This window comes from Candidatus Micrarchaeota archaeon, from assembly GCA_028866575.1.
Classification (GTDB): Archaea; Micrarchaeota; Micrarchaeia; order Micrarchaeales; family Micrarchaeaceae; genus UBA12276.
This window is the reverse complement of sequence record JAGWHU010000004.1, coordinates 28,113-49,652: the sequence shown is the minus strand read 5'-3', so window position 1 is coordinate 49,652 and position 21,540 is coordinate 28,113. Positions and strand designations below refer to the sequence as shown.

Annotated in this window: 28 protein-coding genes; 7 read left to right on the top strand and 21 right to left on the bottom strand. The window is 35.3% G+C overall.

Annotated elements, in window-relative coordinates:
* Position 1 precedes the first annotated feature (1 nt).
* From KGI06_03145 to KGI06_03105, 9 genes are all read right to left on the bottom strand, one after another.
* Complete coding sequence (locus KGI06_03145; protein MDE1871211.1) at positions 2-2,890, bottom strand: HsdR family type I site-specific deoxyribonuclease; 2,889 nt, start codon at positions 2,888-2,890, stop codon at positions 2-4.
* A complete protein-coding gene (locus tag KGI06_03140) occupies positions 2,891-4,084 on the bottom strand; it encodes a restriction endonuclease subunit S (protein MDE1871210.1) in 1,194 nt (397 codons plus the stop codon).
* A gap of 3 nt (positions 4,085-4,087) precedes the next feature.
* Complete coding sequence (locus tag KGI06_03135) at positions 4,088-5,605, bottom strand: SAM-dependent DNA methyltransferase (protein MDE1871209.1); 1,518 nt, start codon at positions 5,603-5,605, stop codon at positions 4,088-4,090.
* 88 nt (positions 5,606-5,693) lie between these two features.
* Positions 5,694-6,536, bottom strand: coding sequence for a Dam family site-specific DNA-(adenine-N6)-methyltransferase (locus tag KGI06_03130; GenBank protein MDE1871208.1), 843 nt, complete (start codon positions 6,534-6,536; stop codon positions 5,694-5,696).
* The gene (locus KGI06_03125; protein ID MDE1871207.1) at positions 6,533-7,630 is read right to left on the bottom strand and encodes a DGQHR domain-containing protein; all 1,098 of its coding nucleotides are present in this window, start codon (positions 7,628-7,630) and stop codon (positions 6,533-6,535) included. Before KGI06_03125 ends, KGI06_03130 begins: the two co-directional genes overlap by 4 nt.
* Before the next feature lies 1 nt (position 7,631).
* Positions 7,632-8,117, bottom strand: coding sequence for a hypothetical protein (locus tag KGI06_03120; protein MDE1871206.1), 486 nt, complete (start codon positions 8,115-8,117; stop codon positions 7,632-7,634).
* A gap of 316 nt (positions 8,118-8,433) precedes the next feature.
* The gene (locus KGI06_03115; protein ID MDE1871205.1) at positions 8,434-8,697 is read right to left on the bottom strand and encodes a hypothetical protein; all 264 of its coding nucleotides are present in this window, start codon (positions 8,695-8,697) and stop codon (positions 8,434-8,436) included.
* A 39-nt stretch (positions 8,698-8,736) separates the two neighbouring features.
* Complete coding sequence (locus tag KGI06_03110; GenBank protein ID MDE1871204.1) at positions 8,737-9,228, bottom strand: hypothetical protein; 492 nt, start codon at positions 9,226-9,228, stop codon at positions 8,737-8,739.
* 188 nt (positions 9,229-9,416) lie between these two features.
* Positions 9,417-9,818 (bottom strand): hypothetical protein, encoded by a 402-nt coding sequence (locus KGI06_03105; protein ID MDE1871203.1) that lies wholly within the window; start codon positions 9,816-9,818, stop codon positions 9,417-9,419.
* A gap of 120 nt (positions 9,819-9,938) precedes the next feature.
* Here KGI06_03105 and KGI06_03100 point away from each other — a divergent pair, with 120 nt between their 5' ends.
* Complete coding sequence (locus KGI06_03100; GenBank protein MDE1871202.1) at positions 9,939-10,487, top strand: NUDIX hydrolase; 549 nt, start codon at positions 9,939-9,941, stop codon at positions 10,485-10,487.
* Between the two features lie 55 nt (positions 10,488-10,542).
* On the opposite strand, the gene KGI06_03095 is transcribed toward KGI06_03100, so the two are convergent.
* From KGI06_03095 to KGI06_03065, 7 genes are all read right to left on the bottom strand, one after another.
* Positions 10,543-10,932, bottom strand: coding sequence for a VOC family protein (locus tag KGI06_03095; protein MDE1871201.1), 390 nt, complete (start codon positions 10,930-10,932; stop codon positions 10,543-10,545).
* Between the two features lie 453 nt (positions 10,933-11,385).
* Positions 11,386-12,279 carry a hypothetical protein gene (locus KGI06_03090; GenBank protein MDE1871200.1) on the bottom strand — a complete coding sequence of 298 codons (894 nt, stop codon included), beginning with the start codon at positions 12,277-12,279 and terminating at the stop codon, positions 11,386-11,388.
* A 4-nt stretch (positions 12,280-12,283) separates the two neighbouring features.
* Positions 12,284-13,075 carry a hypothetical protein gene (locus KGI06_03085; protein ID MDE1871199.1) on the bottom strand — a complete coding sequence of 264 codons (792 nt, stop codon included), beginning with the start codon at positions 13,073-13,075 and terminating at the stop codon, positions 12,284-12,286.
* The gene (locus KGI06_03080) at positions 13,076-13,486 is read right to left on the bottom strand and encodes an NUDIX domain-containing protein (GenBank protein MDE1871198.1); all 411 of its coding nucleotides are present in this window, start codon (positions 13,484-13,486) and stop codon (positions 13,076-13,078) included. It lies immediately after the preceding gene.
* A gap of 2 nt (positions 13,487-13,488) precedes the next feature.
* A complete protein-coding gene (locus KGI06_03075; protein ID MDE1871197.1) occupies positions 13,489-14,205 on the bottom strand; it encodes a 2'-5' RNA ligase family protein in 717 nt (238 codons plus the stop codon).
* Positions 14,206-14,805: a LemA family protein gene (locus tag KGI06_03070; protein MDE1871196.1), complete on the bottom strand. Its 600-nt coding sequence runs from the start codon at positions 14,803-14,805 to the stop codon at positions 14,206-14,208.
* 9 nt (positions 14,806-14,814) lie between these two features.
* Positions 14,815-14,985 (bottom strand): DUF2683 family protein, encoded by a 171-nt coding sequence (locus KGI06_03065; GenBank protein ID MDE1871195.1) that lies wholly within the window; start codon positions 14,983-14,985, stop codon positions 14,815-14,817.
* Between the two features lie 139 nt (positions 14,986-15,124).
* Between KGI06_03065 and KGI06_03060 the strand changes: the two genes are divergently transcribed.
* The gene (locus KGI06_03060) at positions 15,125-15,493 is read left to right on the top strand and encodes a hypothetical protein (protein ID MDE1871194.1); all 369 of its coding nucleotides are present in this window, start codon (positions 15,125-15,127) and stop codon (positions 15,491-15,493) included.
* Between the two features lie 271 nt (positions 15,494-15,764).
* Here KGI06_03060 and KGI06_03055 read toward each other — a convergent pair whose 3' ends face one another.
* Positions 15,765-16,415, bottom strand: coding sequence for a hypothetical protein (locus KGI06_03055; protein ID MDE1871193.1), 651 nt, complete (start codon positions 16,413-16,415; stop codon positions 15,765-15,767).
* A 279-nt stretch (positions 16,416-16,694) separates the two neighbouring features.
* Here KGI06_03055 and KGI06_03050 point away from each other — a divergent pair, with 279 nt between their 5' ends.
* Genes KGI06_03050 through KGI06_03040 form a run of 3 tightly spaced genes read left to right on the top strand, consistent with a single transcriptional unit; the run spans position 16,695 to position 18,919 of the window.
* Positions 16,695-16,889, top strand: a complete 195-nt coding sequence (locus KGI06_03050) for a hypothetical protein (GenBank protein MDE1871192.1) — start codon at positions 16,695-16,697, stop codon at positions 16,887-16,889.
* A 4-nt stretch (positions 16,890-16,893) separates the two neighbouring features.
* Positions 16,894-17,997 (top strand): hypothetical protein, encoded by a 1,104-nt coding sequence (locus tag KGI06_03045; protein MDE1871191.1) that lies wholly within the window; start codon positions 16,894-16,896, stop codon positions 17,995-17,997.
* Positions 17,981-18,919, top strand: a complete 939-nt coding sequence (locus KGI06_03040) for a DUF1016 family protein (protein ID MDE1871190.1) — start codon at positions 17,981-17,983, stop codon at positions 18,917-18,919. Before KGI06_03045 ends, KGI06_03040 begins: the two co-directional genes overlap by 17 nt.
* Before the next feature lie 104 nt (positions 18,920-19,023).
* Here KGI06_03040 and KGI06_03035 read toward each other — a convergent pair whose 3' ends face one another.
* The 4 genes from KGI06_03035 to KGI06_03020 form a co-directional block, all read right to left on the bottom strand.
* On the bottom strand, positions 19,024-19,230 hold the full coding sequence (locus tag KGI06_03035) for a hypothetical protein (protein MDE1871189.1): 207 nt from the start codon (positions 19,228-19,230) through the stop codon (positions 19,024-19,026).
* Positions 19,231-19,305: 75 nt separating this feature from the next.
* Positions 19,306-19,509: a hypothetical protein gene (locus KGI06_03030; GenBank protein MDE1871188.1), complete on the bottom strand. Its 204-nt coding sequence runs from the start codon at positions 19,507-19,509 to the stop codon at positions 19,306-19,308.
* Complete coding sequence (locus tag KGI06_03025; GenBank protein MDE1871187.1) at positions 19,510-19,809, bottom strand: hypothetical protein; 300 nt, start codon at positions 19,807-19,809, stop codon at positions 19,510-19,512.
* Positions 19,810-19,909: 100 nt separating this feature from the next.
* A complete protein-coding gene (locus KGI06_03020) occupies positions 19,910-20,047 on the bottom strand; it encodes a hypothetical protein (protein ID MDE1871186.1) in 138 nt (45 codons plus the stop codon).
* 115 nt (positions 20,048-20,162) lie between these two features.
* On the opposite strand from KGI06_03020, the gene KGI06_03015 reads away from it, so the two are divergent.
* Positions 20,163-20,882, top strand: a complete 720-nt coding sequence (locus tag KGI06_03015) for a helix-turn-helix transcriptional regulator (protein MDE1871185.1) — start codon at positions 20,163-20,165, stop codon at positions 20,880-20,882.
* Between the two features lie 432 nt (positions 20,883-21,314).
* Positions 21,315-21,539, top strand: coding sequence for an HNH endonuclease (locus KGI06_03010; GenBank protein ID MDE1871184.1), 225 nt, complete (start codon positions 21,315-21,317; stop codon positions 21,537-21,539).
* Position 21,540: the final 1 nt, after the last annotated feature.

The window sequence follows — 21,540 nt, the reverse complement described above, 5'->3', positions numbered from 1 at the left end:
ATCATTCCCCCTTCTTTAGAATGTTGACCAGTTTCGTCCCTATCTGGACAGCTTTCTTATTGCTTATACTATTTGTAATCAAAATCTTATAAAGTTCCTGTTTGACTTTCCTTTCTTGCTCCTCACTTGTTCTCCAATAGGGATATTTGTTAAACAATTCTCCACTGTGCCTTGCTATGTCATCAGCTTGGGTTAAGCCTTCGTTCCTCAATACCCAATAGACTGCAAAGACATCGGATGGCATCCTTTTCTCACTCTGCTCCTTCTTTGCGTTGTTTATATCATTTATAAGCTCTTTCAGATCCTCAAGGGTCTCTTTGGTATCATGTTGCCGCTGTATGAACATTGCAGAGATAGTCTCAGCCCTTTCCCCTATTGGTATAAGATATGGATTCTTGTTGAACTGTTCAGTTACGACCTTTTCTATGCTCTTCAAAAGGTTGAATACCTTCTCAGTATCAGAAGCTTGATTCTTCTCGAGTTTCTTTATAGTATCCTGATTGATCTCATATACGTCCAAACTTGACTTTATCTGACCGACTTTCGTATGTTCTTGAACCAATTTTGCTGTCTTCCTTGAGAATTCCCTGTCAATAACTATTCCTGGTTCATATGCCTCCTTCAGGATCTTGACCATCCTCGATAGGGTGTCATAGTCCTCTATGTAGTCCCTCAGAAAGGAATCGGGAGACACAATCTCATAAATATTCGAAAGCTCGTTGTAGAATTCATAGAAGTCCTTCCGCCTGACCTCATTCTTGAAGTGGTTAAGTATAGCTTCAACTGCTTTATCTTGCGTTTTACCTTTGATTATGGATAGGTAGGTCTTCGCATCGTGTTCCATTAAACTCTTGAATTTGTCCTTTAGAACTTCGATATCCTTTATTATGCCTGCTATATCGTGAGAGTCAAAAGATAACGCCTTCTCGAGTTTATCGAATATACCTATGAAATCAAGCACGAAGCCGCATGGCTTCTTCCTACCTTGCTCATCTTCATATGGCCTGTTGACCCTGGCTATTGCCTGAAGAAGCACATGGTCTCTCATCGGCTTGTCAAGATACATGCAATAAAGTATTGGTGCATCAAACCCAGTGAGGAGCTTTTCAGTAACTATGAGTATTTTTGGCATTTTGTCCTGTTTTGTGAAGTCCTTTCTTATTTGCTTCTCCTTCTCATCCAAAAGGTAGTATTTTTGTAATTCTGGAGGGTCGTTCTGGGCCGGACTATAGACAACTTCCGAGTATTCCTTTGGTAGTAGCTTGTCAAGCTCCTGTTTATACATGGCACACGCATCTCTGTCAACTGCCACCAGGAATGCCTTGTAACCCATAGGCTCAACGTAGCTTTTGTAATGCTCGGCTATGTACTTGGCCACCTTTTTTACTCTTGTTTTGTTCTTAAGCATGTTCTTTAGGTTGACTGCCTTATCCAAGATCTTGTTAAGGTATTCTATGTCACTTACTCCTTCTGCCGCTTTCAGGTCCAGGAACTCTTTGTTCAATGTCTCCTTGTCTGGCAATAGCTCATTAGAGGCAAGAGAGTAATGGAGCTTAACTGTAGTCCCATCTTCTATAGATTCAGCTATCCCATATTTATCAAGGTAGCCAGTAGTGTCATCCTTGCCAAAGGTAACAAACGTTCCCTTGCCATGCGAGGTCTTATCTATCGGTGTCCCTGTAAACCCAATGTATGTCGCATTTGGTAAAGCACCCATGAGGTAGTTGCCAAGGTCCCCTCCAGTAGTTCTATGAGCTTCATCAACAAGCACGAAAAGGTTCTTTTTTGTATTGACGTCCTTTGGCATACCTTCAAACTTATGTATCATTGTTACAATCAGTCCTTTAGTGTCTGTCTGCAATAGTTCAAGCAAGGTCCTCTTTGAATCAACTACATGTACGTCTTTGAAACCTACAGATTCTAGATTTCCGAATAATTGAGTTTCCAATTCGTTCCTGTCAACGAGCATGATAACAGTTGGATTCTCAAATAAGGGATTCTCTATTATTTTCTGAGCAACAACAATCATAGTATATGTCTTTCCAGAACCTTGAGTATGCCATACCAAGCCTCTATTTTTTGTCTTACTTGCAACTCTCTCGATTATTTTGTCTATAGCCCTCATCTGGTGAGGTCTTAGAACGACCTTTTGTAGTACATCGTCCTTTCTTGTGAATAGAACATAATCGAAAATTGTCTTCATTGATTTTTCTTTGTTAAAGAAGTCCTTGACCAATCCTTCAAAATCTTTTGATTTACTTTCTACTTTCCAGTTAAAGAGCGATTTCATTGAATATCCCCAAGTAGAAGAATAGAAGAATTGGATCAGATGAGTTAGTGTATATACCTGAAGTAATGTTAGTGGCTCTGGCGTTTCTTTGTGATATCGTCTAACCTGATCTAATGCATCTGCCATTCCACCTACTTTGTGTGATGCTTTGGTTTCAACAAAAAATATAGGAAAACCGTTGATAAAGAAAACTACATCAAATCTATTAGTTTTAGTTCCGTTTGTATAAGCGAATTCGTCAGTTACTTGAAATACATTCTTTTTTAGATCATTACTAATTATTTCAACATTACGTTCTCTTTTTTCTTTTGGGACATAAACATTCTTTACACCTTTAAGATATTCCCAGGCTTGTAGATTTCCCTCAATGTTGGGAGGTAACTTTTCTATCTTTTTAATTAGTTCTTCCACCATAGATTTATTCATGAACGAATTTAATTTAGACAGTTGTTCAGCAAAAATAGATCTTAAAATAAGTCCAGACTCACCTCCCCTTAATCTTAGAGCTTCATCAGGATTAATATATTCCCATCCAATTTCTTCAACATATTTTATCAATGGATTCTGAACGGCACCTCTTTCTACACCAAGTTTACTCATCTAACTACCAAATTTTATATCATTTACTCGTATCTTTCCAGTCATAAGGTTGCTCAATAATGATTTAAATGTCTCTTCTAGCGCTACCCTTTTTTTCTCCTCTGATTCAATTTTTTCATTAATTTTTAATATTATTGAAGATATTTTTTCCTGCTCTATAAGCGTTGGGAATGGGATATATTTTGAATAAATAATTGATTGAGAAATCAAAGGTTGTCCACCTGTATTTTTGAATCTGTTCAAATCCAAATATTCGAGAGCTAATTTAAGATAATGTAGATCAGTTTCTTTTTTAAGTTCTTTAATATATAGTGCATTATCTGAAATCCAACATTTTCCTTTTGTAAGATATGTTGCACCACAATATTCGCCAACTCTTCCGATCACAATACTATCTGATTCTAATAAATATTTGTCTGAATAACCCATAATACCATTTCCACCATAAACTGGATAAATGTGCTGTGCCACTTGCGCAGTTTTTAAATCGTTTGGGCGTGCTTTACCACTTGTTATGGTAAATATATCATTTAGTTTTATAATCAGCCAATTTTCTGGAATCTTTCCGAATTCGGTATTCCTTAGTTTTACTTTATCAATACTTTCAAACTTGACTACACCATAAGTAAAGAAGTGCTTAATTGCAGATTTCTTAAGCTCATTAAGGGAATTAATAACACGCTCTGTTTTTTCTCTTGTCTGCTGAACTGCTGAAATAATATTTATTATATTTTTCTGTTCATCAAGAGGCGGTAATGCTATGGGAATCGATTTCATTATTTGCTGTGTAAGTTTTCCTCGTGCATCTCCACCTATCAAATTAGACATATCAGTGTATATTAGATAGTTTACCAAGAAATGATTTGATGTTTTTTCTTTTATTGCATCTAAGATATGTGCATGATTATTTACCCAGAATTTACCATTCATAATATATGCAGAATTTTGGTATTTACCCCAGTAACCACCATCTTCTGCAAGGAGAACAAATTCTCCATCGAAGATATACTCATTTATGTTGTCTATTATACCATTTGCACCACAATAAGGATATATTCCCCTCCTCTTTTCTCTTATATCTTCACTTAAAGGAACTCTTTTCTTATCCAAAATATGAACTATATCACCTAATCTAACAATATTCCATTCTTTTGGTACAAGTCCAATTTCAGTTTCTTTATATTTAGTATCCATATGCTATACCTCAAATCCCATTTGTTCAAACACGTTGTTCAAATTCTTATCGGCATGTTTCCTTTCTTCTTCTGCGGCTTTCAATAATGTAACTGCTTCATCCAAAGGTAGAACTTTGTCATTACCATTTTGTGAAATATATCTGGAAGGGCTTATATTGTAATCATTCTTTGCCAAATCTCCATTTGAAACTATTTTACTTATGCTATCTTCAACTTTGAATTTTTTATAAATATTAGAAATGTGTAAAATCTCATTTTCAGGGATAAAGTTTTTGGGTCTCCTTTTTTCCAGAAGTTTTGAAGCGTTTATTAGTAAAATTTTATTTTTAAACTTTTTGTCTTTATTTATAATAAGGATTATTCCTGCCGAAGGCGTATTATAGAATAAGTTTTCTGGCATCAAGATGACTGCCTCTATCAGATCTCTCTCAACAAATCCCTTTCTTATATCTCTTTCTCGACTTGAACCTTCGTTCCCAGAACCTCTTGAAACTGCACCGGTATCAAGGACAACTGCCATTCTGCCTTTATTATTTAGAGAAGCAAACATGTGTTGAACCCAGCCCCAATCAGCACTGCTTGATTGTGGATATCCAAATACAAAGCGATTATATGTATCGTTTTCGTAAGTATTCTGAGAAAAATCTTGATTCCACATCGGATTTGCAAGAACAATATCAAATTTCTTTAAAGCACCAGATTGACTTAGAAAAGCAGGTCTATTCATAGTGTCTCCTAATGCTATATCTGCGCTCATCTGATGAATAAACGTATTCATCTTAGCCATAGCGTAGGTTGGAGGTAATACTTCTTGACCATAGAACCTTAATGGTTTTATCTTAGTATTATCACCATATTTTTCAACAAACCTTAGATGACATTTTATGAGAAGTCCAGCAGAACCTAGACAAGGATCATACACTTCATTTCCTTGTTCTGGATCAACAATATTGGCCATCAAAATTGCAACTTCTCCTGGTGTATAAAACTCTCCCGCACTTTGACCAGAGCCTTCTGCAAATTTTCTTAATAGATATTCATATGCTCTTCCAAGAATGTCTGGTTCAACATCATTTAGACCAAGTCTATGTTTATCCAATGTGTCTATCAATAATCTTAACTTTTCATCACTGATTATTCTCTGCCCAGCAGTAGTTGCATTGAAATCTACGATGTCTATAACACCTTGTAATTTTGGATTTTCTTTCGTTATGGATCGGACAGCATCAGTAAGAGTTTCACCTAATTTTGTTGTCTGTTTTATGATAAATGACCATCTTGTCTTTTTTGGCAAATAGAACCAAACTAAACTATGATCTTCCTCTATTAGTTCCTCTGAGGTTTTTATATCTCCATACTCCTTGGTTAATTTAGCAACGTCATCTTCGTATACATCGGACAATCTTTTAAGAAAAATCAATGGTAGAATATAATCCTTATATTTGGGTGCATCTATTTCTCCCCTTATCTTACAAGCGGCATCCCAAAGCCAATTTTCAAGAGTTTTTATATCTAGCACTTAAACCCCATATAACATAGCTATTATAGACTTTTAAGCTTTAGGAGTAGCTAGGATTTTCGATATGATAAAATCAACTATACGTATCTTAAATAGTTTTAAAATTGGTTATTAATAATTCGGGTATTCTACCTCTACCTCTAGGGTTAACATTAACACACCTTGCCGCTTCCACATGATTTATAGTAAATCCATTAGAAGAATATAGGTTCTCAACGTCTTCTATGTTATTATTACTTAGAACGACGTTAGCTCTTTTAGCTCTAACTTTCAGCATGAAATCATAAAGTTTTGCTCTATCTTGCATTGAAAATCTATCTTTCGTATAATGCATAAAACTTGTCCTTTTAAGTGGATCATAGCACGGATCTAGATAGATAAGATCGTTTCTCTCTATATGTGTTAATATTTTATTATAATCCTGCACCCTTATATCAGTCCCCTGCAAAAGTTGACTAGCAAAAATAATCTCTTCTTTATTATAAATTTCTCGATCTTTGTAGTACCCATAAGGCACATTAAATTTGCCTTCTTTATTTATTCTATACACACCATTAAAGCAGGCTTTTGTAAAATAGATAAAGGCTGCCGCTCTCCTTACTCCTGTTATCTCATTTTGATTAAATCGTTCTCTCGTTTTATAGTAGAATTCTTCTGAGTTATTATTGTCGAAGTATTTTAGCTTTTCAACAAGCTCTTTTGGTTTATCTCTAACTGTCACGAAGGTACTGATAAGATCTTTGTTTATGTCAGAAATCATCGAGAATTTAGGATCATATTTTTGCTTTATATAGAAAAACATTGCTCCTCCGCCGAGGAATGGCTCAAAATATCTGTCTACGTTATAGGGTAGATACGGACCTATCTGGGCGAGCAGGCGTCTTTTGCCCCCCAACCACTTGATAAATGCAGGAATTTGCACATCAGTCATTCCATCCCCATCCCTTTCAAAATATCTTTCTTAAGCTTACTTTCTCCTTTTTGACCAGGTTCGTAATGATCACTATCTAATTTTTCTAGCCCATCCTTTGGAATTTTCTTGAAATAGTTACTAAAGTATTCAACAGTAGGTTCTTTAGGTAATTCCTTCTTTAACAGCTTATAAAGTACGTTCATTAGTGCAGTATAGCCAGCAGTTTTTGTTATGATACTATTATCATTGCCCCAATCTCCCTTGAATTTGTTTTCTGCTGCCATAAAATAAGATTTCAGGACATCGTAGATATATTTGTCATCACCATTGACATATTTATCCCAAAGTGGTTTGTTATAGGAAATATTATTACTTAGCAGTGCCTTCCTATTGTTGTTATTTCTCATTAGTATGTCTCTTATTTTATACGCATCTCTTTGGTTAGATATCAAATTTACAATATGTACAGTAAATGTAGCCTGTGATAGAATGGCTTCTTCTGTTTCAGCTTTTCCAAGTAACTTCAATCTCCTAAACCATGGGTTTCCCTTAGTTATATTAAAGACTCTGGCAATTCTGTGGGCTAGTTTTTCTGGGGTTTCAATATTCGAAAATTCATAAAGATCCTTAGAGAGTGAAGGGTTAATTCTGCTACTCGTAGTATTAATCACAGAGAACAGATAGCTTTGATATTCCATATCTAAATCTAGAAATATGGTCAGAATTAACTCAAACTTCTTTCCATCTTCTATAGGGAATCCTGAGAGCCTATGTTGTCCATCAATCACGTTGCAAGAACTTCTGTCTTCTTTTATTTTAAGTATTTTTTTATCTGCATCGTATTTGTATGCACCTTCTTTTACTGCAAGGATTATAGAACTAGGGAAACTAGCATCCTTTGTCAAAACGAAATCTTGTATCTGTTTTTTCCTAGATTGGTTAAGCTCTCTTTGCATACCTATGTATTTGTCAAGCTCATCTCCCACTTCTTTTCTTCTTTTGTTTACCGAGCATATTTTAGTAACATCATTAGCGAAAGCCTTACCTATGTAAAATGTGCCAAGAGGCTGAACTATTTCCATAACTGGTATTACCAACCATTTTTCTACCATATTATCTCCTCACACCTTTTGCCTTCTTTCCTGGTTCAAATTCCTGCAAATCCTTCTTCTCTTGAGTTGCCCTTGTTTTAACAGGATTTGGTTCATCAAATCCACTGCTCGGATTGTCATTATAGAGTTTAAATGATACATACGCAAGAAGAGCAGCCAACAGCGCAACAGGTATATAAACTATGTTTGAATATTTAACTACAATTATGTTAATTGCAGCCTCATAAACTGAAAGCACGATAATACCTAAGAATAAAGGATACATTGGTGCTAACTTCGATCTGCCATTGACCTGACCTACTTTTCGTAAAGCAAGATCTGTGCTACTCAAGACAATACTGAATATTAGAGTTTCTTCTATAAAACTAGAAAGAGAACTTTCCCATCCCTTAATTAGATAATTAACTGCAAATAAGAGTATTATTAGGAACACTGGTAGTAAGGTTAAGAACCACCAGTCTTTGGTCTTCTTCTCGAACTTGACCAAATTTCCCAATTTCATATATTGAATAGGTTAGCAATTAATTTAACTTCTCCTATAAGGTCGCCCAGCGGTGATTTTTCTTCGCAAAAGACTGGACTGCTCAAATTTGAATTAGTCTTCAGTGTTTTGTTCTTATCACAACCCATATATACCTTGTCAGACCAATCAAATTGGTGTAACAATGACCAAAATTCGTATGCGTGGTACTCCGACGACTAGAGCTCTCCCGGGGCTATGCACCCTAACTTTACAGTCGAAGAATTAGTTAACTTCTGTTGCTTCCTTGGGGGATGTAACCCTAATCCTCTCGAGGTCGTTATTATAAAACTTCATAATGCACTTTATCCTTGTGTGTTTTATTATGCCGTCTTAATGCCAAAACTGCATCTCTGCTAGCAAGTGTCAAGGCACTACCATTACCTAATGATCGTCCGCCCGTTTTACTACTGGCAGCTATAACTATGCCTAATACCTTTTCGGTGTTAGTCTGATCATTTGTTCTTATAGCAAATGTTTTATTGGTCTGATCGTTTAATCTTAACTCTTCTAATGTTTTTCCATTCTTCTTTTCTTTTGTTGCCATTTAATCACTTAATATTATTATAACTGAAATACTTAAAGCTTATTTATTGGTTCTACGCAAAAGAAGTTCCAAAAACTTTTTATTGAAAGTCGGTTTTATGGCAAAAGTAACCTCACTTTGCTCTATCAATATTATATCTTGTATTGCGCCTAACTTTTCAGCACGAATATGCAATCTTTCTTTAAGTTCGTCAAAATAATTTAATGCTTCTCTAGTCCTCTGGCTAAAAACTTCAAAACGTGCATGTTCATTAACTATAACATTCTTTGAAATATCTATCCATTGTCCTAATGATGAAGGAGATTCTCTTCCTAAGGTGAAGCCACCAAAATCATCATTAAACAATCTTCCAAGTTCTCCTAAATCTTCTTTAGAGAAAACTTGTTTTTTCTTATTAGATCCCAAAGTAGATTCACTCATAGGTAGAAAAGCTACAAACTTGTATTGAAAATCTTTGAACGTTGGCTGCAATAAGTTCTTATCATAATCTCCTTGTCCAAATGGCCTGCTGCTACTCTTCTTTGTCACCATCTTACCACACTAAAAATTATGAAATTCATAATATATAAACCATATCAGAAACCTTTAAAATCCAAAAAGTACCTTACCGTCGTACATCGACGGTTAAAAAACATCCGTCTAAACAGCGCTTCAATCAATGAGACCTCCCGGGGCTCGGTTATCTTGGGTTTAATCAGGCAAAAATGGATGCTGCAGCGTTATTTCCTTAATTGGATTTTTGAGATGGCAGAAACTGCCTTATCCGTCAGTTCTTTATCCAGATCGAATTCTTTCGACGCATTTAACGCGTCCTTAAAGGAGATTAAGGCAAGTTCAGAATAGCCCCTGTCATAAGCCAATTCTCCGGCCTTATAAGCAGCACCGTATGCCTTCATTGCGGCGCCTTTGGACTTGTCTGCTCCCAATTCAGAGGGATGCGAAGCCGCGAGAGCAGCCGCGTCAATGAAATGCTTAAAAGCGATGTAATTGGACTGGATTTCTACGGATTTATGGACCTTGCCAGAAAATATAGAGCCAGTTTCTATCAATTTGGCATACTGCTCTTCTACCCCTTCCTTCCCCTCGCCTTTAATAGAGGATTTTCTCCTGAAAAATGACATTTAACCATCTTTGATTCATGAATTTTCATCGTAATGACATGAATCAGTTTAGTTATTAGGAATTTTATATGTTGCGCATCTTATTTACATATTGTCAATGTGCACCTAGAGGGGGTTAATATGAAGTCAAAGCTGCCCAAACGCGCCAAATTGGTTTTTAAGGGTAAGTTGTGGGATGTCTACCAATGGAAAGAAAAGATGTTTGACGGAACTTATGGGACTTTTGAGGGCTTGAGGAAAAAAAGCGGTGTAAAGATTTTCGCGACAATGAATGGTAAAATACTCATAGCGGAAGAAAGACAGCCAGGAAGGGGCAGATATTATACGTTATTCGGAGGGGGCATAGAAAAAAATGAGACCCCTCTTGCCGCTGCAAAAAGGGAATTGCTGGAAGAGACCGGCCTGGCTTCCAATAAGTGGAAATTGCTTGACACAGTAGACGTATTGGACTATCCGCGCGTAGATTATTACGTGCATCTTTTCATAGCGCGTGATTGCTTCAGGGTTGGAAAACAAAATTTAGAAAACGGTGAAAAAATCAATGTGCTTGAAGTTAAATTCAGCCAGTTTATAAAGCTACTTAGGAAAAATAAAAGAATATTCGGCCCGAGCGTAGGCAAGTTGCTAACTGACGAAAAAAGATTATCATTTCTGAAATCTAAGTTGTAGATAAGACCGCAAAAGGATAACCTACAACCAAGATTGGCCGGATTGGCACAACCATTCAATTGCGTCTTCTTGATGGCTGCATCGTTGCCTGGAAGATTCCCACTATGTTGCCTTCGGGATCAATTCCCTTTGCCGACCAGCCCATTCCTATTATTTCAACCTTCTTCTGGGTTATCTTCCCGCCAGCCTTAACGAACTTCTTTATTGTGCTGTCTATGTTGGGCGTTCCGATATAATTTACAGGTCGCTCGCTTTTCGACTTTTTGTACATTCCCCCGGAAGAAAGGAAGCCTTTTGGCCTAGAAGAGCTCATTCTTATGAGCCAGTACTTCATGCCCTTCATTCCCGAATCCTTGAACTTCCATCCGAAAACATTTGCATAGAACTTGCTCAATTTCTCTGCGTTCTTTGCAGGTATCTCATAGTGCACTATATCGCTGTTCATAATCTCACGGTAAATTATTCGGAGTGGAAAAACATAAATAACTCGGGGTGATATTTCGTTTTCGAATTCTCGCAGTACCGATGGTACTACTGAATTGATACGACATGACAGAGTTTGGTATGGACTTTAACTAGATCAGCTGAAGATACACAAATAAAATAGCTGAAATTGCCATTATCACGAATGTCATTATGCCCAGGATGTTTGACGGCATGTTGTTGACGTATTTCCCAAGGATTGCGCGGTTATTGCTTATGTGCCATCATCAACGTTATGAATTGTATAATTACATAGGTAAGTGCACCGTCGATTACACCGAATACAGGCATCATGAATCCTTTTATACCAATCTCGCCTATATCCGTTTCTATCCCACAGAAGATCGTGTAAATCTTTGAAATAGTATATGTACATTCTTCTATTTATCCCTATCTGCGTTATTGGTATTTTGCATCAGGAATTTTCATGGCTAAAAAATCCCTTTAATTTATCAAACAAACTTTTCTTTTTAGGCTTCGACCTAGAAACGTGCGTGATGTTTATCCCAAGCTTTTTCCTAGATTCTTCAATCTCTTCTTTAGACATTTTCTTTGCAGTATTATTCCTTTGTTTTTCTATAATTTGTTTTTTAAAGTTCTGGTAGTCTCTCTCAAACTTTTCGTTTTTAGGTTTAACAACATCCTGTTTATCTTCGAATCTAAAATTGTAATCCCTATACTTCAATGCGTCCAAAGCTTCACGGTACTTCTCGTGCTCAATTTCCTTCTGCTTTTTGTCATAATTATAGTAGGGGGAGCAAGGATGGTAATCCATTTCGTGGTCAGCATCAGTGTTTGATTTACCAGGAACAATAGGTTTGATATGTTCCTTGCAAAAATATCTCTTACAGTAAGGACATTTAGAGAGCTTTCTTTTCTTTCTACAAAGGTGATAGTTGCATCTAATCTTGTCTATTTTCTCTTTTTCTTGTTTCGGAATCTCTATTTTCTGACCACCTTTGACATACATAACGCCTTGTGGTGGTCTCCAAGTATCTAAGCTGAATTTATTTTTAGCTCTTACAAATCCAGGTCCATGGTTTTGTTCTACTATGTGTGCAAGTTCATGATACATTGTGTTTTCAACATCCCTTAAAGTTTTCAATTTATACAGCTGTATCTCTGAGATACAAATTTTATGCAAGTCGGGGTGATAATGTGCTAGGTGATCTTGTGTTTCTTGTTGGCATCCTTTAAAATTGATTTTTGGGATAGGTAAATGCTCTCTTTCGCAGACTAAAAGAGCAATCTCAATTGCTTTGTCTTTTTTAGTTTCCAACAATTTTTTCTTGAACCCTGAGCTATCCATTTTATCATTGTTGGCATGCTTTTACTCCTTGGCATATGTATGTATAGTTTGTTCCATTGACAACTCCTGGTGCATACCCATAGTACTCACAGTAATTTACCAGTTCTTGAATCTGGCTTTCATTTAATCCTCTAGAATTGCTAGTTCTAAATACGAGCCTATTTATGCAAAAAACCAGGTCCCCTGAGGCCGATCCTGATATTGTCGACTGCGACGAATTTACATTAGCAGATCCATTTATGTAATAAGTATACTGATTATTAGTATAGCCATTCCATTGCGCAGGCGGAAAATGATATATCGAAACAACTCCAGTTATTGTGTAATTAGTTCTATTTTGAAATACTACACCTTGTGGAAGAATTACCCGTATTGCTTGGCTCTGTGAATCAAAGAGGGAATATGAACCCGGAACCTGATCACCCAAGTTCATTTGAACTAAGAGTCCATTAGTCGTTATCAATTTGTTTAGATACGAGGAAGAATTTTCAATCAATCTTTGTATTGACACGTATTCTGGGCTTGATGCAGATGGACCATTATTCAATTGATTAATCGTAGAGTTACCAAATAGGCCTGAAAAATTATTATGGTTGTTTGTATATGCAATAACAACAATAACTGCAAGAATAATAATTGCAACAACTACAAGAGCTATTTTACCAGCAGACGAACTTCTATGTTTGTAAGTTCCCCTCGTAGGAGCAGCATAAGTATATTGCGGCGCTCCACAATTAGCACATTTACCTCTAGAGTCAACATTCCAGTAATTACAATTATGGCAATGCCAACCCATTCATTTCATCTCATTATTTCCAAACTTTATCTGGTAATATCTATTTATTATCTTCTCCGTAACGCGAGATATTCTTATCTCAGAACCTTCTCTATAATATTCGATATGTCTAACTTCATGTCGTGGTCGGGCTTTTCCAACAACTTTTACCAAGAATACTTTGTTATGGTCTTGAAAATACCCACCCCCATGTGCCTTGTGTACATATCCGACATACCTAAACAAATAGTGCGAACTTATTGGTTTAAGACCAGTCTCCTCACGCAGCTCTCTCATAGCAGCTTTCCTTCTACTTTCACCCTTTCTTGCGCCGCCGCCTGGAAGAATAAAAAGCCTTTTTCTGCCACTGACTACCAGAATACCTTTAGATGTATCAACGATTGCTGCACCACGTCTTCTTTTACGGACCATTTTTATACCTTAAACAGATTTTTGATTCTGATTAATATGGATTCCTTGGCTTTTGCCTCTTGTTTCTTATAAATTTGATAATCTTCAGCTTCTTCATAGTTATCTTTCATCATTTTGATTGTTTTCATAAAGATAAGTCTGCTTAAAGCTTCTTTCCTGTTTAGTAGCCTCTGCTGTAGCAGATCGTATTCGTAAAGTATTTTGCCATTTCTTAACAAGGTAACCCTAAGTAAACGCTGTTTGATATTTGGCCTTTCTTTTTCTTTTATATAATTCCAAATGTTCCTAAATTTGTAGTCGATATCTTTGAACGCTATTGTAGAATGAAATTTAAAATCATCCCTGCCTCTTTTATCCTCTTTTGATATGGTTGAAGTTATTGGTAGTAAAGCTTTTGACAACTCATACCTTAGATTTACCAGTTTTTCGGAAGGCTCTATGTCCAAGTACACTACTTTATTTTTTGCATTATCAAAGTAGTTGAATCCCTTAAATGTGAATGGGACTGAATTGTATTTGGAACACACATTTTGCAGTGCATTAACCACATCTTTCTGCTTATACGTTCTAAATGGTCCATACATTGTTATGTGGGGTACAACTTTACTTTTATGTGTCACGCCTCTTACGTGGAATTTCTTGGCAACGTCATATATCAAGCTTCTGGCATATCTTTTAGCGTACCCTCTAATCCTAAACTCTATTAGATAGCCAGCCATTTAGCCACTAAACAATTCCCTTGGTTTGTATGTCTCTTGCTCTCCTTGGTTTATTTTGTTTCCTAATGTAAGGTATTCTAATCTCTTAAATCCGTGTACCTTTGCAACAACATTCCTAGGAAATATTGCAACTCTTCTATTGTATTCTTCAACTACTTTGTTGTAGCCCAATCTGTATTTAGAAAGCCTTCTTTCCATACTTGATATGTTTCCGTGACCCATTATCTTTGCATGCAGTTTAGATGACTTTAATTGAGGATATCTTTCAAAAACAGCCTGTATCTTTAAGAAATTGTTCTCGATATCCTGGGCAGAGGCGACTTTCTCACTCAGTGGTGCATCTTTAGTCCATCTGCTTCTGGCCTCTATGGTATCCTTTATGGCTTTGTATTCGTGTATATCATATTTCTTTATGGCCTGAGCCAAAGCAGGCAGCATGTCTATTCTTTGCTGCATTATCACGTCTATATTGGCAAACCTCTCCTCTGCTTTGTTATACCAGTACTGGAACTTGTTGTATATCCTTATCCAGCCCCTAGCTATTAGGATGACTGCTAGGGCTACTATTGCTATAACCGTATACAAGATTATTGGTATCATAATCGCACCTTAAGTGGAAAAGTAATCCTTTGTGTCAATTTTCTTTGGCTTTATCGACACTTCAAAATGGTTAATCATCGCTTTTATTGCTTCCTGTTTTGTCTTGAGCTTGTTGACTGACTTGTACACTTCTACTATGCCATTCTCCTTTTCAGACAACTCTAATTGTAGTTTCACCATATAACATCATATAACATAGTATAACATTAAGATATATATACCTTTTGGTGGTTGAGGGTATGTAAGCTAAATCTTAACATCTTAAAACAAATTGAGTTGTATTTAAAGAACTTTCTATCGTAGTTTAATTGAAGATGATATGAGTTTCATAGATTTCATTATAGGTGGCGTGAAAGGACTGTTGTTTTATGGAGGACTGACCTTTCTAGCTCTTGTTTTTGTTATAGCCGCTGTTCTTATTCATAATCCCACAGGCTCAATCATTCTTGTAATAATTGCTATTGGAATTATGGTTTATGCTTTCTATAGCTGGAATCGAGGCAAGGAAAAGGCTAGGACCAGGGCGATCCAGAAGGAAGAATATTACAAAGAGAAAGGTAGGCAACAGGCACAAACTTCTCCTAGACCACAGCAAGGTTTAATGCACTGTGCGATTTGTGGGTCTGATATTCCTTCTAATGAATTTGAAGACCACGTAGCGTGGCATGCTTCACAGAAGAATAAATAGTCACTTCTTTCTCGATTCCATATATCCTCCAATCACACCCAAAAATCCCCCTCTACCATCGACCACCCGCACATGTAAAGTAACTTTTACAGGTGTTGGAAATCGAGGCGACGATCAGTCTTTTTTGTTGGAAATCGAGCTGTCGATCAGTACTTTTTGTTGGAAATCGACGTTCCTATATAACCCCGAAATTGAATCGCCCTCGCCGTTCTTTAAAAGTATGTTTAACGCCCTCCCTTGCTTCTTTGCAAAGGAGTAAGGAAATAATTCATTAAGACAATTCTTTTTCTTCAATGATTTTTACCTTGTGTGGGTCAAATATGAGAATATTTTTATCAAAATCCATAATTCCATCATAGCCAAAACTTCTTATATATTCAGTAAAAGTTCCATTTAATTTCTTATATATCTTACTTGCTACATTTTTACCATTTATTTTGCTAACAAATTCTTTGAATTTTGAGTCATCAGATAAAAGTTGTCTTTCATCATCTGACCATTTATGATCCGGAAACAAAAGTGCATCTAATCTTCCAGAGTCGTCTATTTTATGCAGAAACTCTGAAAACCCTTCTAATACTGCCGTCTCTGTTTTATCTTTACTCAAATCTAAAATTTTCATGTCTTTTATTGAACATGTATATAATATTGGTTTCTTTGAATGCCATTCATCACTCATTTTTAAACCTGTACCTTTTACTGCATACTTTACTGCACTTAGTCTATCATCTGTCAGGTATACTCCAGCCATATTTGTCATTTCTGAATGTTCTAAAGTTTTTTGCCCCGAATTTCTTGAACCTCTATAAAGTGTCATTTCAGATATTTCAATTGTTGAAGAATTAATATCAAATCCTTTTATTGTATCCTCCGATAACCTACTGATTTCTGATGCGGGTTTAGGTTTTGATATGCTTGACAAACTTCTCACCGTTTCTATTAAGTGCTTTTATATATTTAAGCTCTTTTCCTTACCTCAAGACAAAGCGTGGGTTTTAAATTTAAGAATAACGCCCACTTGGGGTTTCGAACCCCGACCATATTTCCGACATTTTTCTCTGGAAGACGGTCGGAAATTTGGGGTTCATCGCCCTCGCCGAGCGTTATAATCAGAGGTTCTACGCCCTTCTTGTTTGGGCATAGTTTTCACCATTCTTAATAAATACAGTCTATTTATATAAATTTATCTATGGCTAATAATATGGGGGAGTATAGAAAAAGACGTACTTATAATGTTATCGCAAAGCATTACACTAGAGTTATGAGATTATCAAATGGCCAATTTATAGTTACCATACCAAGAGAATTAACAAGATGGAAAAATATAGGGAAAGGTACTCTTTTAAAATGGTCTAATGGTGGAGAAAATAGGTTGATAGTAGAAATAATTAAGTGATAGATTGGCAGAAGAAGATCCTTTATATGTGCCTAAAGAGCTAAAGTGGCCATATAAACAAATAAAATGGGAACATCTAGAAGAGCGCAAAGATAAAAGAAGTATTAGTGAAGTATATCTGGTTGAAAATGAAGAAACTGGAGAAAAACTTATACGTTTAGCTAATAGGGTTAAAAATTCTAGAACTGGTGAAACACCATTTCAGACTAATTTCAATATATATTCAGATGAAACGCTAGCCAAGGTATTGAATTTTGCTAGAAAGAATTACGGATTTTTAGGTTGGGATAAAACAATTCTATCTAGTGGAGATTTAGCTAGCCAGTCAGATAAAATATCTAAAGAAGTGGGAAAAAGAGATAGTATAATAGAGGCACTAAAGCAGCAATTGACTGATCAAGAAAAATTAAGAGAAGGACTAATTAAGGATCTAGAGGAGAAACATAAGAAAGAGATTGAAGAATTCAAAAGAGATTCAAATAGTATAAAAATACTAGATAGTGAATTGAGTGAGTTAAAAAATTTAATAGTTAATTTTACAAGAGATAACAAACGTGAAGAAGATATTCAAAGTTTTTTAAATGGTAAAAGGTGGCTTTTTGGTGCGAATGTTATTTCTGCGATATCTAAACTAAGAGCAGGATCAACAGATATTTTTGATTTTACGATTACTCTTACAGACGGTTCACAAAGGATAGTTGAGTTAAAAAGGCCTAGTGAAGTTCTAGTAGACGGCGGCGGTCAAATTACCGCTGTAGTTACAAAAAGTCTTGATCAATTAATTGACTATTTAGATCAGACAGTTGCAATAGCACACTCTAGATTACCAGAATCAGAGGTTATAAAGGAAAAGAAGCCTAAAGGTTTGCTTCTAATAGGAGATAGTACAGACGAAGCCATAACAAACAAGTTAAAATCATGGAATTATGCTCTACATTTAGTAGAAATAAAAACTTACGGACAATTCATAAGAGATGCTGAAACAGCAGTAGAACAAGTAAAAGGCGCGGTAGAAAAGGAAACAAAGGTAGAAGAGCCTAAATCAAAGGCTGTAGAAAAAAGGGCTGCTCCTAAACCTGTGGGTGGAGAGAATGGAAAATCAAAATAATTGGACTTCAATATTAAACAAATTCGTTTTACAAGCTACAACTAGCGATCTTAAAACTTCTATGTATCCAAAAGAGTGGAATGGGTTGAAAATGAGGGTCTCTTTTGGAATGGGCGCCCCAGCAAGGATACCATGGATTGCATTTACAGCTCCTGATATGCAAGTAAGTAAAGGTTTCTACCCATGCTATCTCTATTATAAGGAATTTGATACACTAATTCTAGCATATGGCGTGAGTGAGACTGAAGAATTTGGAAAATCGTGGCCCACAGAGATAACAACTTCAACACAAACTATAGCAACTCATTTCAACAGAGAAGTTGCAAGGTACGGCGACTCTTTCGTTTTTAAAGCGTATAAAATAAAATCAGACAAGGAAAAAATAAACTATCTATATTCTGAGAATGACCAAGTAGTTTCGGAAAAAGGCCTAGAATCCGATTTAAATACGCTACTTGAATATTATGCCAAAACAGTATCAATACCTCAAATTTCTAGCCAACCAGAGTATAGCCAAGGAATCTTCTATATGGAAAAGCAACTTGAAGATTTTATAATTGAAAACTGGGAAAGAACTGATTTTGGCAAAAAATATGATTTAATTATTGAAGATGGTGAACTTGTTAGCCAGCAATATAAAACAGATATTGGACCTATTGATATTCTAGCAAAGGATAAGAAAAACAATAATTTTGTCGTAATAGAGCTTAAAAAGAATCAAACAAGTGATGATACAATAGGCCAGATAGCAAGATATATGGGTTGGATAAGAGATAAAATGGGGGACAATAATGTAAGGGGTATAATAATAGCTGGAGCATACGATAAAAAACTTGATTATGCTTTAAAGATGATGTCTAATGTTGAGGTTTTCTTGTATGAAGTAGATTTCAAGCTAAGAGAGTTTAAAGGTTTAAAATGACATACTTTTGATTATTATTAGAAAATAAAATTAAAGCACATTAAAAGCACATATATTGGGCGCTTATTGTACACATATTGCACACACAAAAGTACACTAAAAGGTCAGTAATTTCCTCTTTTATATTTATCATGATCATATTTCGGTTTTTGAATTTTGGCATTTTTAAATATATCATTATACCTATCAATACCTAAAGCCACCAGATAATTGAGAGCCTTGGAGTAACTTATTGATCTTCCACCCTCTTTTTCTTTTACTTCTTTTATTGCCTTATCTATTTCTAAGGAAATTGATACAGATTTTCGCATAGTATAAAAGTAGTAATATTATCGTGTATATTATAAAGTATTAAAACATAACTTATATGCATAAGTCTAACTGAATCAATACTTACCTTCCTTATTTGTAATAATATTACTATCACTTTTGAGTTTTTGATTTAATTTATCCAATTCAATAATTTTTTCTATCAACTGCCTTATAAATTCACTCATTTTTATCTTACGTTCTTCGGCCATCTTAACATATTTTATCTTGATGGGTACAGGTATTGTTCTTTCTTCAAGTGGCAATGCTTGCCTCTTCATCTAATCACCAATACAATGCATTTTATCATTTACTTTTTGTTTAATTTGCCTGGCATCTAAGATTAGTGGTTTAATCAATTTTGACAGATCAGTATCCTTTACTAACAAATTCAGGCCACTTTCATTATCATGGAATAAAATTAGTGAAATGTCTTTACTTGGATCTAGTTTAAGTGCCTCTCTAACTATCTGCGGTATGTATAGTTTAGCAATATTGCCCCTATACTCAATTCTTAGCAGCTCTACAGTTAGACCAATCTCCTTAAATAGTGCTAGTCCTCTCTGATCTCTTAACATCATTATCAACTAGGGTGTTAGTAGCACCCTTTTCTTTTCCTTTTTTAATTTGTCTTTCATACCACGAGAGTAATAATTCTATAAAATCGGTTTTCTCTATCATTTAGGCACCGCCTACATCTCTCTTCATAGCCTCTTCTATCAAACTCCTTATGTAGCTTGATTTTTTGAACCCCTGCTTAACCTTTCCTTCTAGAAATTCCGCAATTTTATCGTTTATTACAACTTGCTCCTTTTTCATACAAACACCAAATATTTAACAACATTTAAAGATTTATATGTATCATTACTTAACATAAGTTAAGTAGCTTTACACATATGTGAAAACTAGAGAATAATATTTACGGGTGTATAAAATGAATGAAAAATTTAACACAATACAGAAATTATTCCAGAGCGAATCTTTTCAAAGTTATGCGTATCTTCTTTTAGAAAAACCAATTACAGCTTTAGAAATGGCTAAAACTACAGGTGTATCTAGACAAACAATTATGTATCAATTACGCGAGATAGAGCCTTACGTAATAAGTAGATCAAGTTTAAGAGTAAAAGGCAGACCTTTACAATTAGATGGGCGTATTCTAACAGATTATTTTACTATACAATTTGATTTAACCCAAAGGGAGGCAGAGCTATTAAATGATATTATAATAAATCAGCCCATTAGCTCTTATATTACATATAACAACGTAAATTTAGGAATGGTTGTTATGAAGATTATAATGATACTTCTCGGTATAAAGGCTACTAGAGAAACTAAAGATCTAATTACTAATATGGATAAACTAAGCACCAATCAGAAGTTAAAGATAGAAAAGGAAAGAAACAATAATATAATAGCTGTAATTGGAAAATATTGTATTGCATATAAGGATGTAAAAAGTTTGGTATTGGATTCTCTTTTATCTAAAGTACAAAATTCTAAATTTCCTATTATAATATTCCCTTTTGACCTTTATGAACTTTTATTAGCAGAAGTAATAACTAAAGAGTTATGGGTTTTGAGAGCATTAACCCGCCAAGAAAGATTTGATAAGGCCAAAGAGTTTAAAGAATACATTAAAAACAATAAATAATGTGAGAGTATGTCATACGGAATTGATGTTGATGAAGAATTAATGAAAGAAAGAATAGAATATAATAAAGGCCACAAACCATCTAAAGAGGAAATTGAATTTGGAAAGGTTTGGAGTAAAAGAACAAAACATGTTTGCAAACCATGTTGGGAACTGAAGTACTGCCCTTATGGGCCTCTTGTTGAACAATTTCCAGCTTTACCACCTACAAGAGAACAGGCAATAGAGCATAATGAATTTTTAAAGAGTCAATTAGAGAAGGGAGCGTATACGGGTTGGAGAAAACCTCTTTTTGAAAAAGAAGTAAAGGAATTTAATCCCAAAGATTATCCCATTAAACATTCTAAAGAGATCTTAGAAAAAACTTGTAAAATATTTGGTCATATTTGCCCAGTATTTATTACTAATGAACCATTTACTGAGACAAAAGATATGCGAAATATTTCTAGAAACCCGCCTAGACAAATGATATTGAGAGTTGCAAGAAGGGATAATTATTTATGTCAAATTTGTGGGAAACCGGTATTAGATAAAGAAATTGAATTTGATCATAAGATTCCTTGGTCCAGAGGTGGCCCTACAGAGGAAAGCAATATCAGATTAACATGTGAGAAGTGTAATAATAAGAAAAGGGCTAAGGTACCTGAGGATCTTTAAT

Coding starts and splice junctions, on each gene's coding strand:
- KGI06_03115 (MDE1871205.1), bottom strand. CDS start 8,697: ATGGCAACAAAAGAAAAGAAGAATGGAAAAACATTAGAAGAGTTAAGA.
- KGI06_03145 (MDE1871211.1), bottom strand. CDS start 2,890: ATGAGTAAACTTGGTGTAGAAAGAGGTGCCGTTCAGAATCCATTGATA.
- KGI06_03105 (MDE1871203.1), bottom strand. CDS start 9,818: ATGTCATTTTTCAGGAGAAAATCCTCTATTAAAGGCGAGGGGAAGGAA.
- KGI06_03040 (MDE1871190.1), top strand. CDS start 17,981: ATGGAAAATCAAAATAATTGGACTTCAATATTAAACAAATTCGTTTTA.
- KGI06_03090 (MDE1871200.1), bottom strand. CDS start 12,279: ATGGATAGCTCAGGGTTCAAGAAAAAATTGTTGGAAACTAAAAAAGAC.
- KGI06_03020 (MDE1871186.1), bottom strand. CDS start 20,047: ATGAAAAAGGAGCAAGTTGTAATAAACGATAAAATTGCGGAATTTCTA.
- KGI06_03065 (MDE1871195.1), bottom strand. CDS start 14,985: ATGGTGAAACTACAATTAGAGTTGTCTGAAAAGGAGAATGGCATAGTA.
- KGI06_03130 (MDE1871208.1), bottom strand. CDS start 6,536: ATGACTGATGTGCAAATTCCTGCATTTATCAAGTGGTTGGGGGGCAAA.
- KGI06_03035 (MDE1871189.1), bottom strand. CDS start 19,230: ATGCGAAAATCTGTATCAATTTCCTTAGAAATAGATAAGGCAATAAAA.
- KGI06_03110 (MDE1871204.1), bottom strand. CDS start 9,228: ATGGTGACAAAGAAGAGTAGCAGCAGGCCATTTGGACAAGGAGATTAT.
- KGI06_03125 (MDE1871207.1), bottom strand. CDS start 7,630: ATGGTAGAAAAATGGTTGGTAATACCAGTTATGGAAATAGTTCAGCCT.
- KGI06_03060 (MDE1871194.1), top strand. CDS start 15,125: ATGAGTTTCATAGATTTCATTATAGGTGGCGTGAAAGGACTGTTGTTT.
- KGI06_03140 (MDE1871210.1), bottom strand. CDS start 4,084: ATGGATACTAAATATAAAGAAACTGAAATTGGACTTGTACCAAAAGAA.
- KGI06_03025 (MDE1871187.1), bottom strand. CDS start 19,809: ATGATGTTAAGAGATCAGAGAGGACTAGCACTATTTAAGGAGATTGGT.
- KGI06_03015 (MDE1871185.1), top strand. CDS start 20,163: ATGAATGAAAAATTTAACACAATACAGAAATTATTCCAGAGCGAATCT.
- KGI06_03100 (MDE1871202.1), top strand. CDS start 9,939: ATGAAGTCAAAGCTGCCCAAACGCGCCAAATTGGTTTTTAAGGGTAAG.
- KGI06_03085 (MDE1871199.1), bottom strand. CDS start 13,075: ATGGGTTGGCATTGCCATAATTGTAATTACTGGAATGTTGACTCTAGA.
- KGI06_03070 (MDE1871196.1), bottom strand. CDS start 14,805: ATGATACCAATAATCTTGTATACGGTTATAGCAATAGTAGCCCTAGCA.
- KGI06_03075 (MDE1871197.1), bottom strand. CDS start 14,205: ATGGCTGGCTATCTAATAGAGTTTAGGATTAGAGGGTACGCTAAAAGA.
- KGI06_03095 (MDE1871201.1), bottom strand. CDS start 10,932: ATGAACAGCGATATAGTGCACTATGAGATACCTGCAAAGAACGCAGAG.
- KGI06_03080 (MDE1871198.1), bottom strand. CDS start 13,486: ATGGTCCGTAAAAGAAGACGTGGTGCAGCAATCGTTGATACATCTAAA.
- KGI06_03010 (MDE1871184.1), top strand. CDS start 21,315: ATGCGAAATATTTCTAGAAACCCGCCTAGACAAATGATATTGAGAGTT.
- KGI06_03030 (MDE1871188.1), bottom strand. CDS start 19,509: ATGAAGAGGCAAGCATTGCCACTTGAAGAAAGAACAATACCTGTACCC.
- KGI06_03050 (MDE1871192.1), top strand. CDS start 16,695: ATGGGGGAGTATAGAAAAAGACGTACTTATAATGTTATCGCAAAGCAT.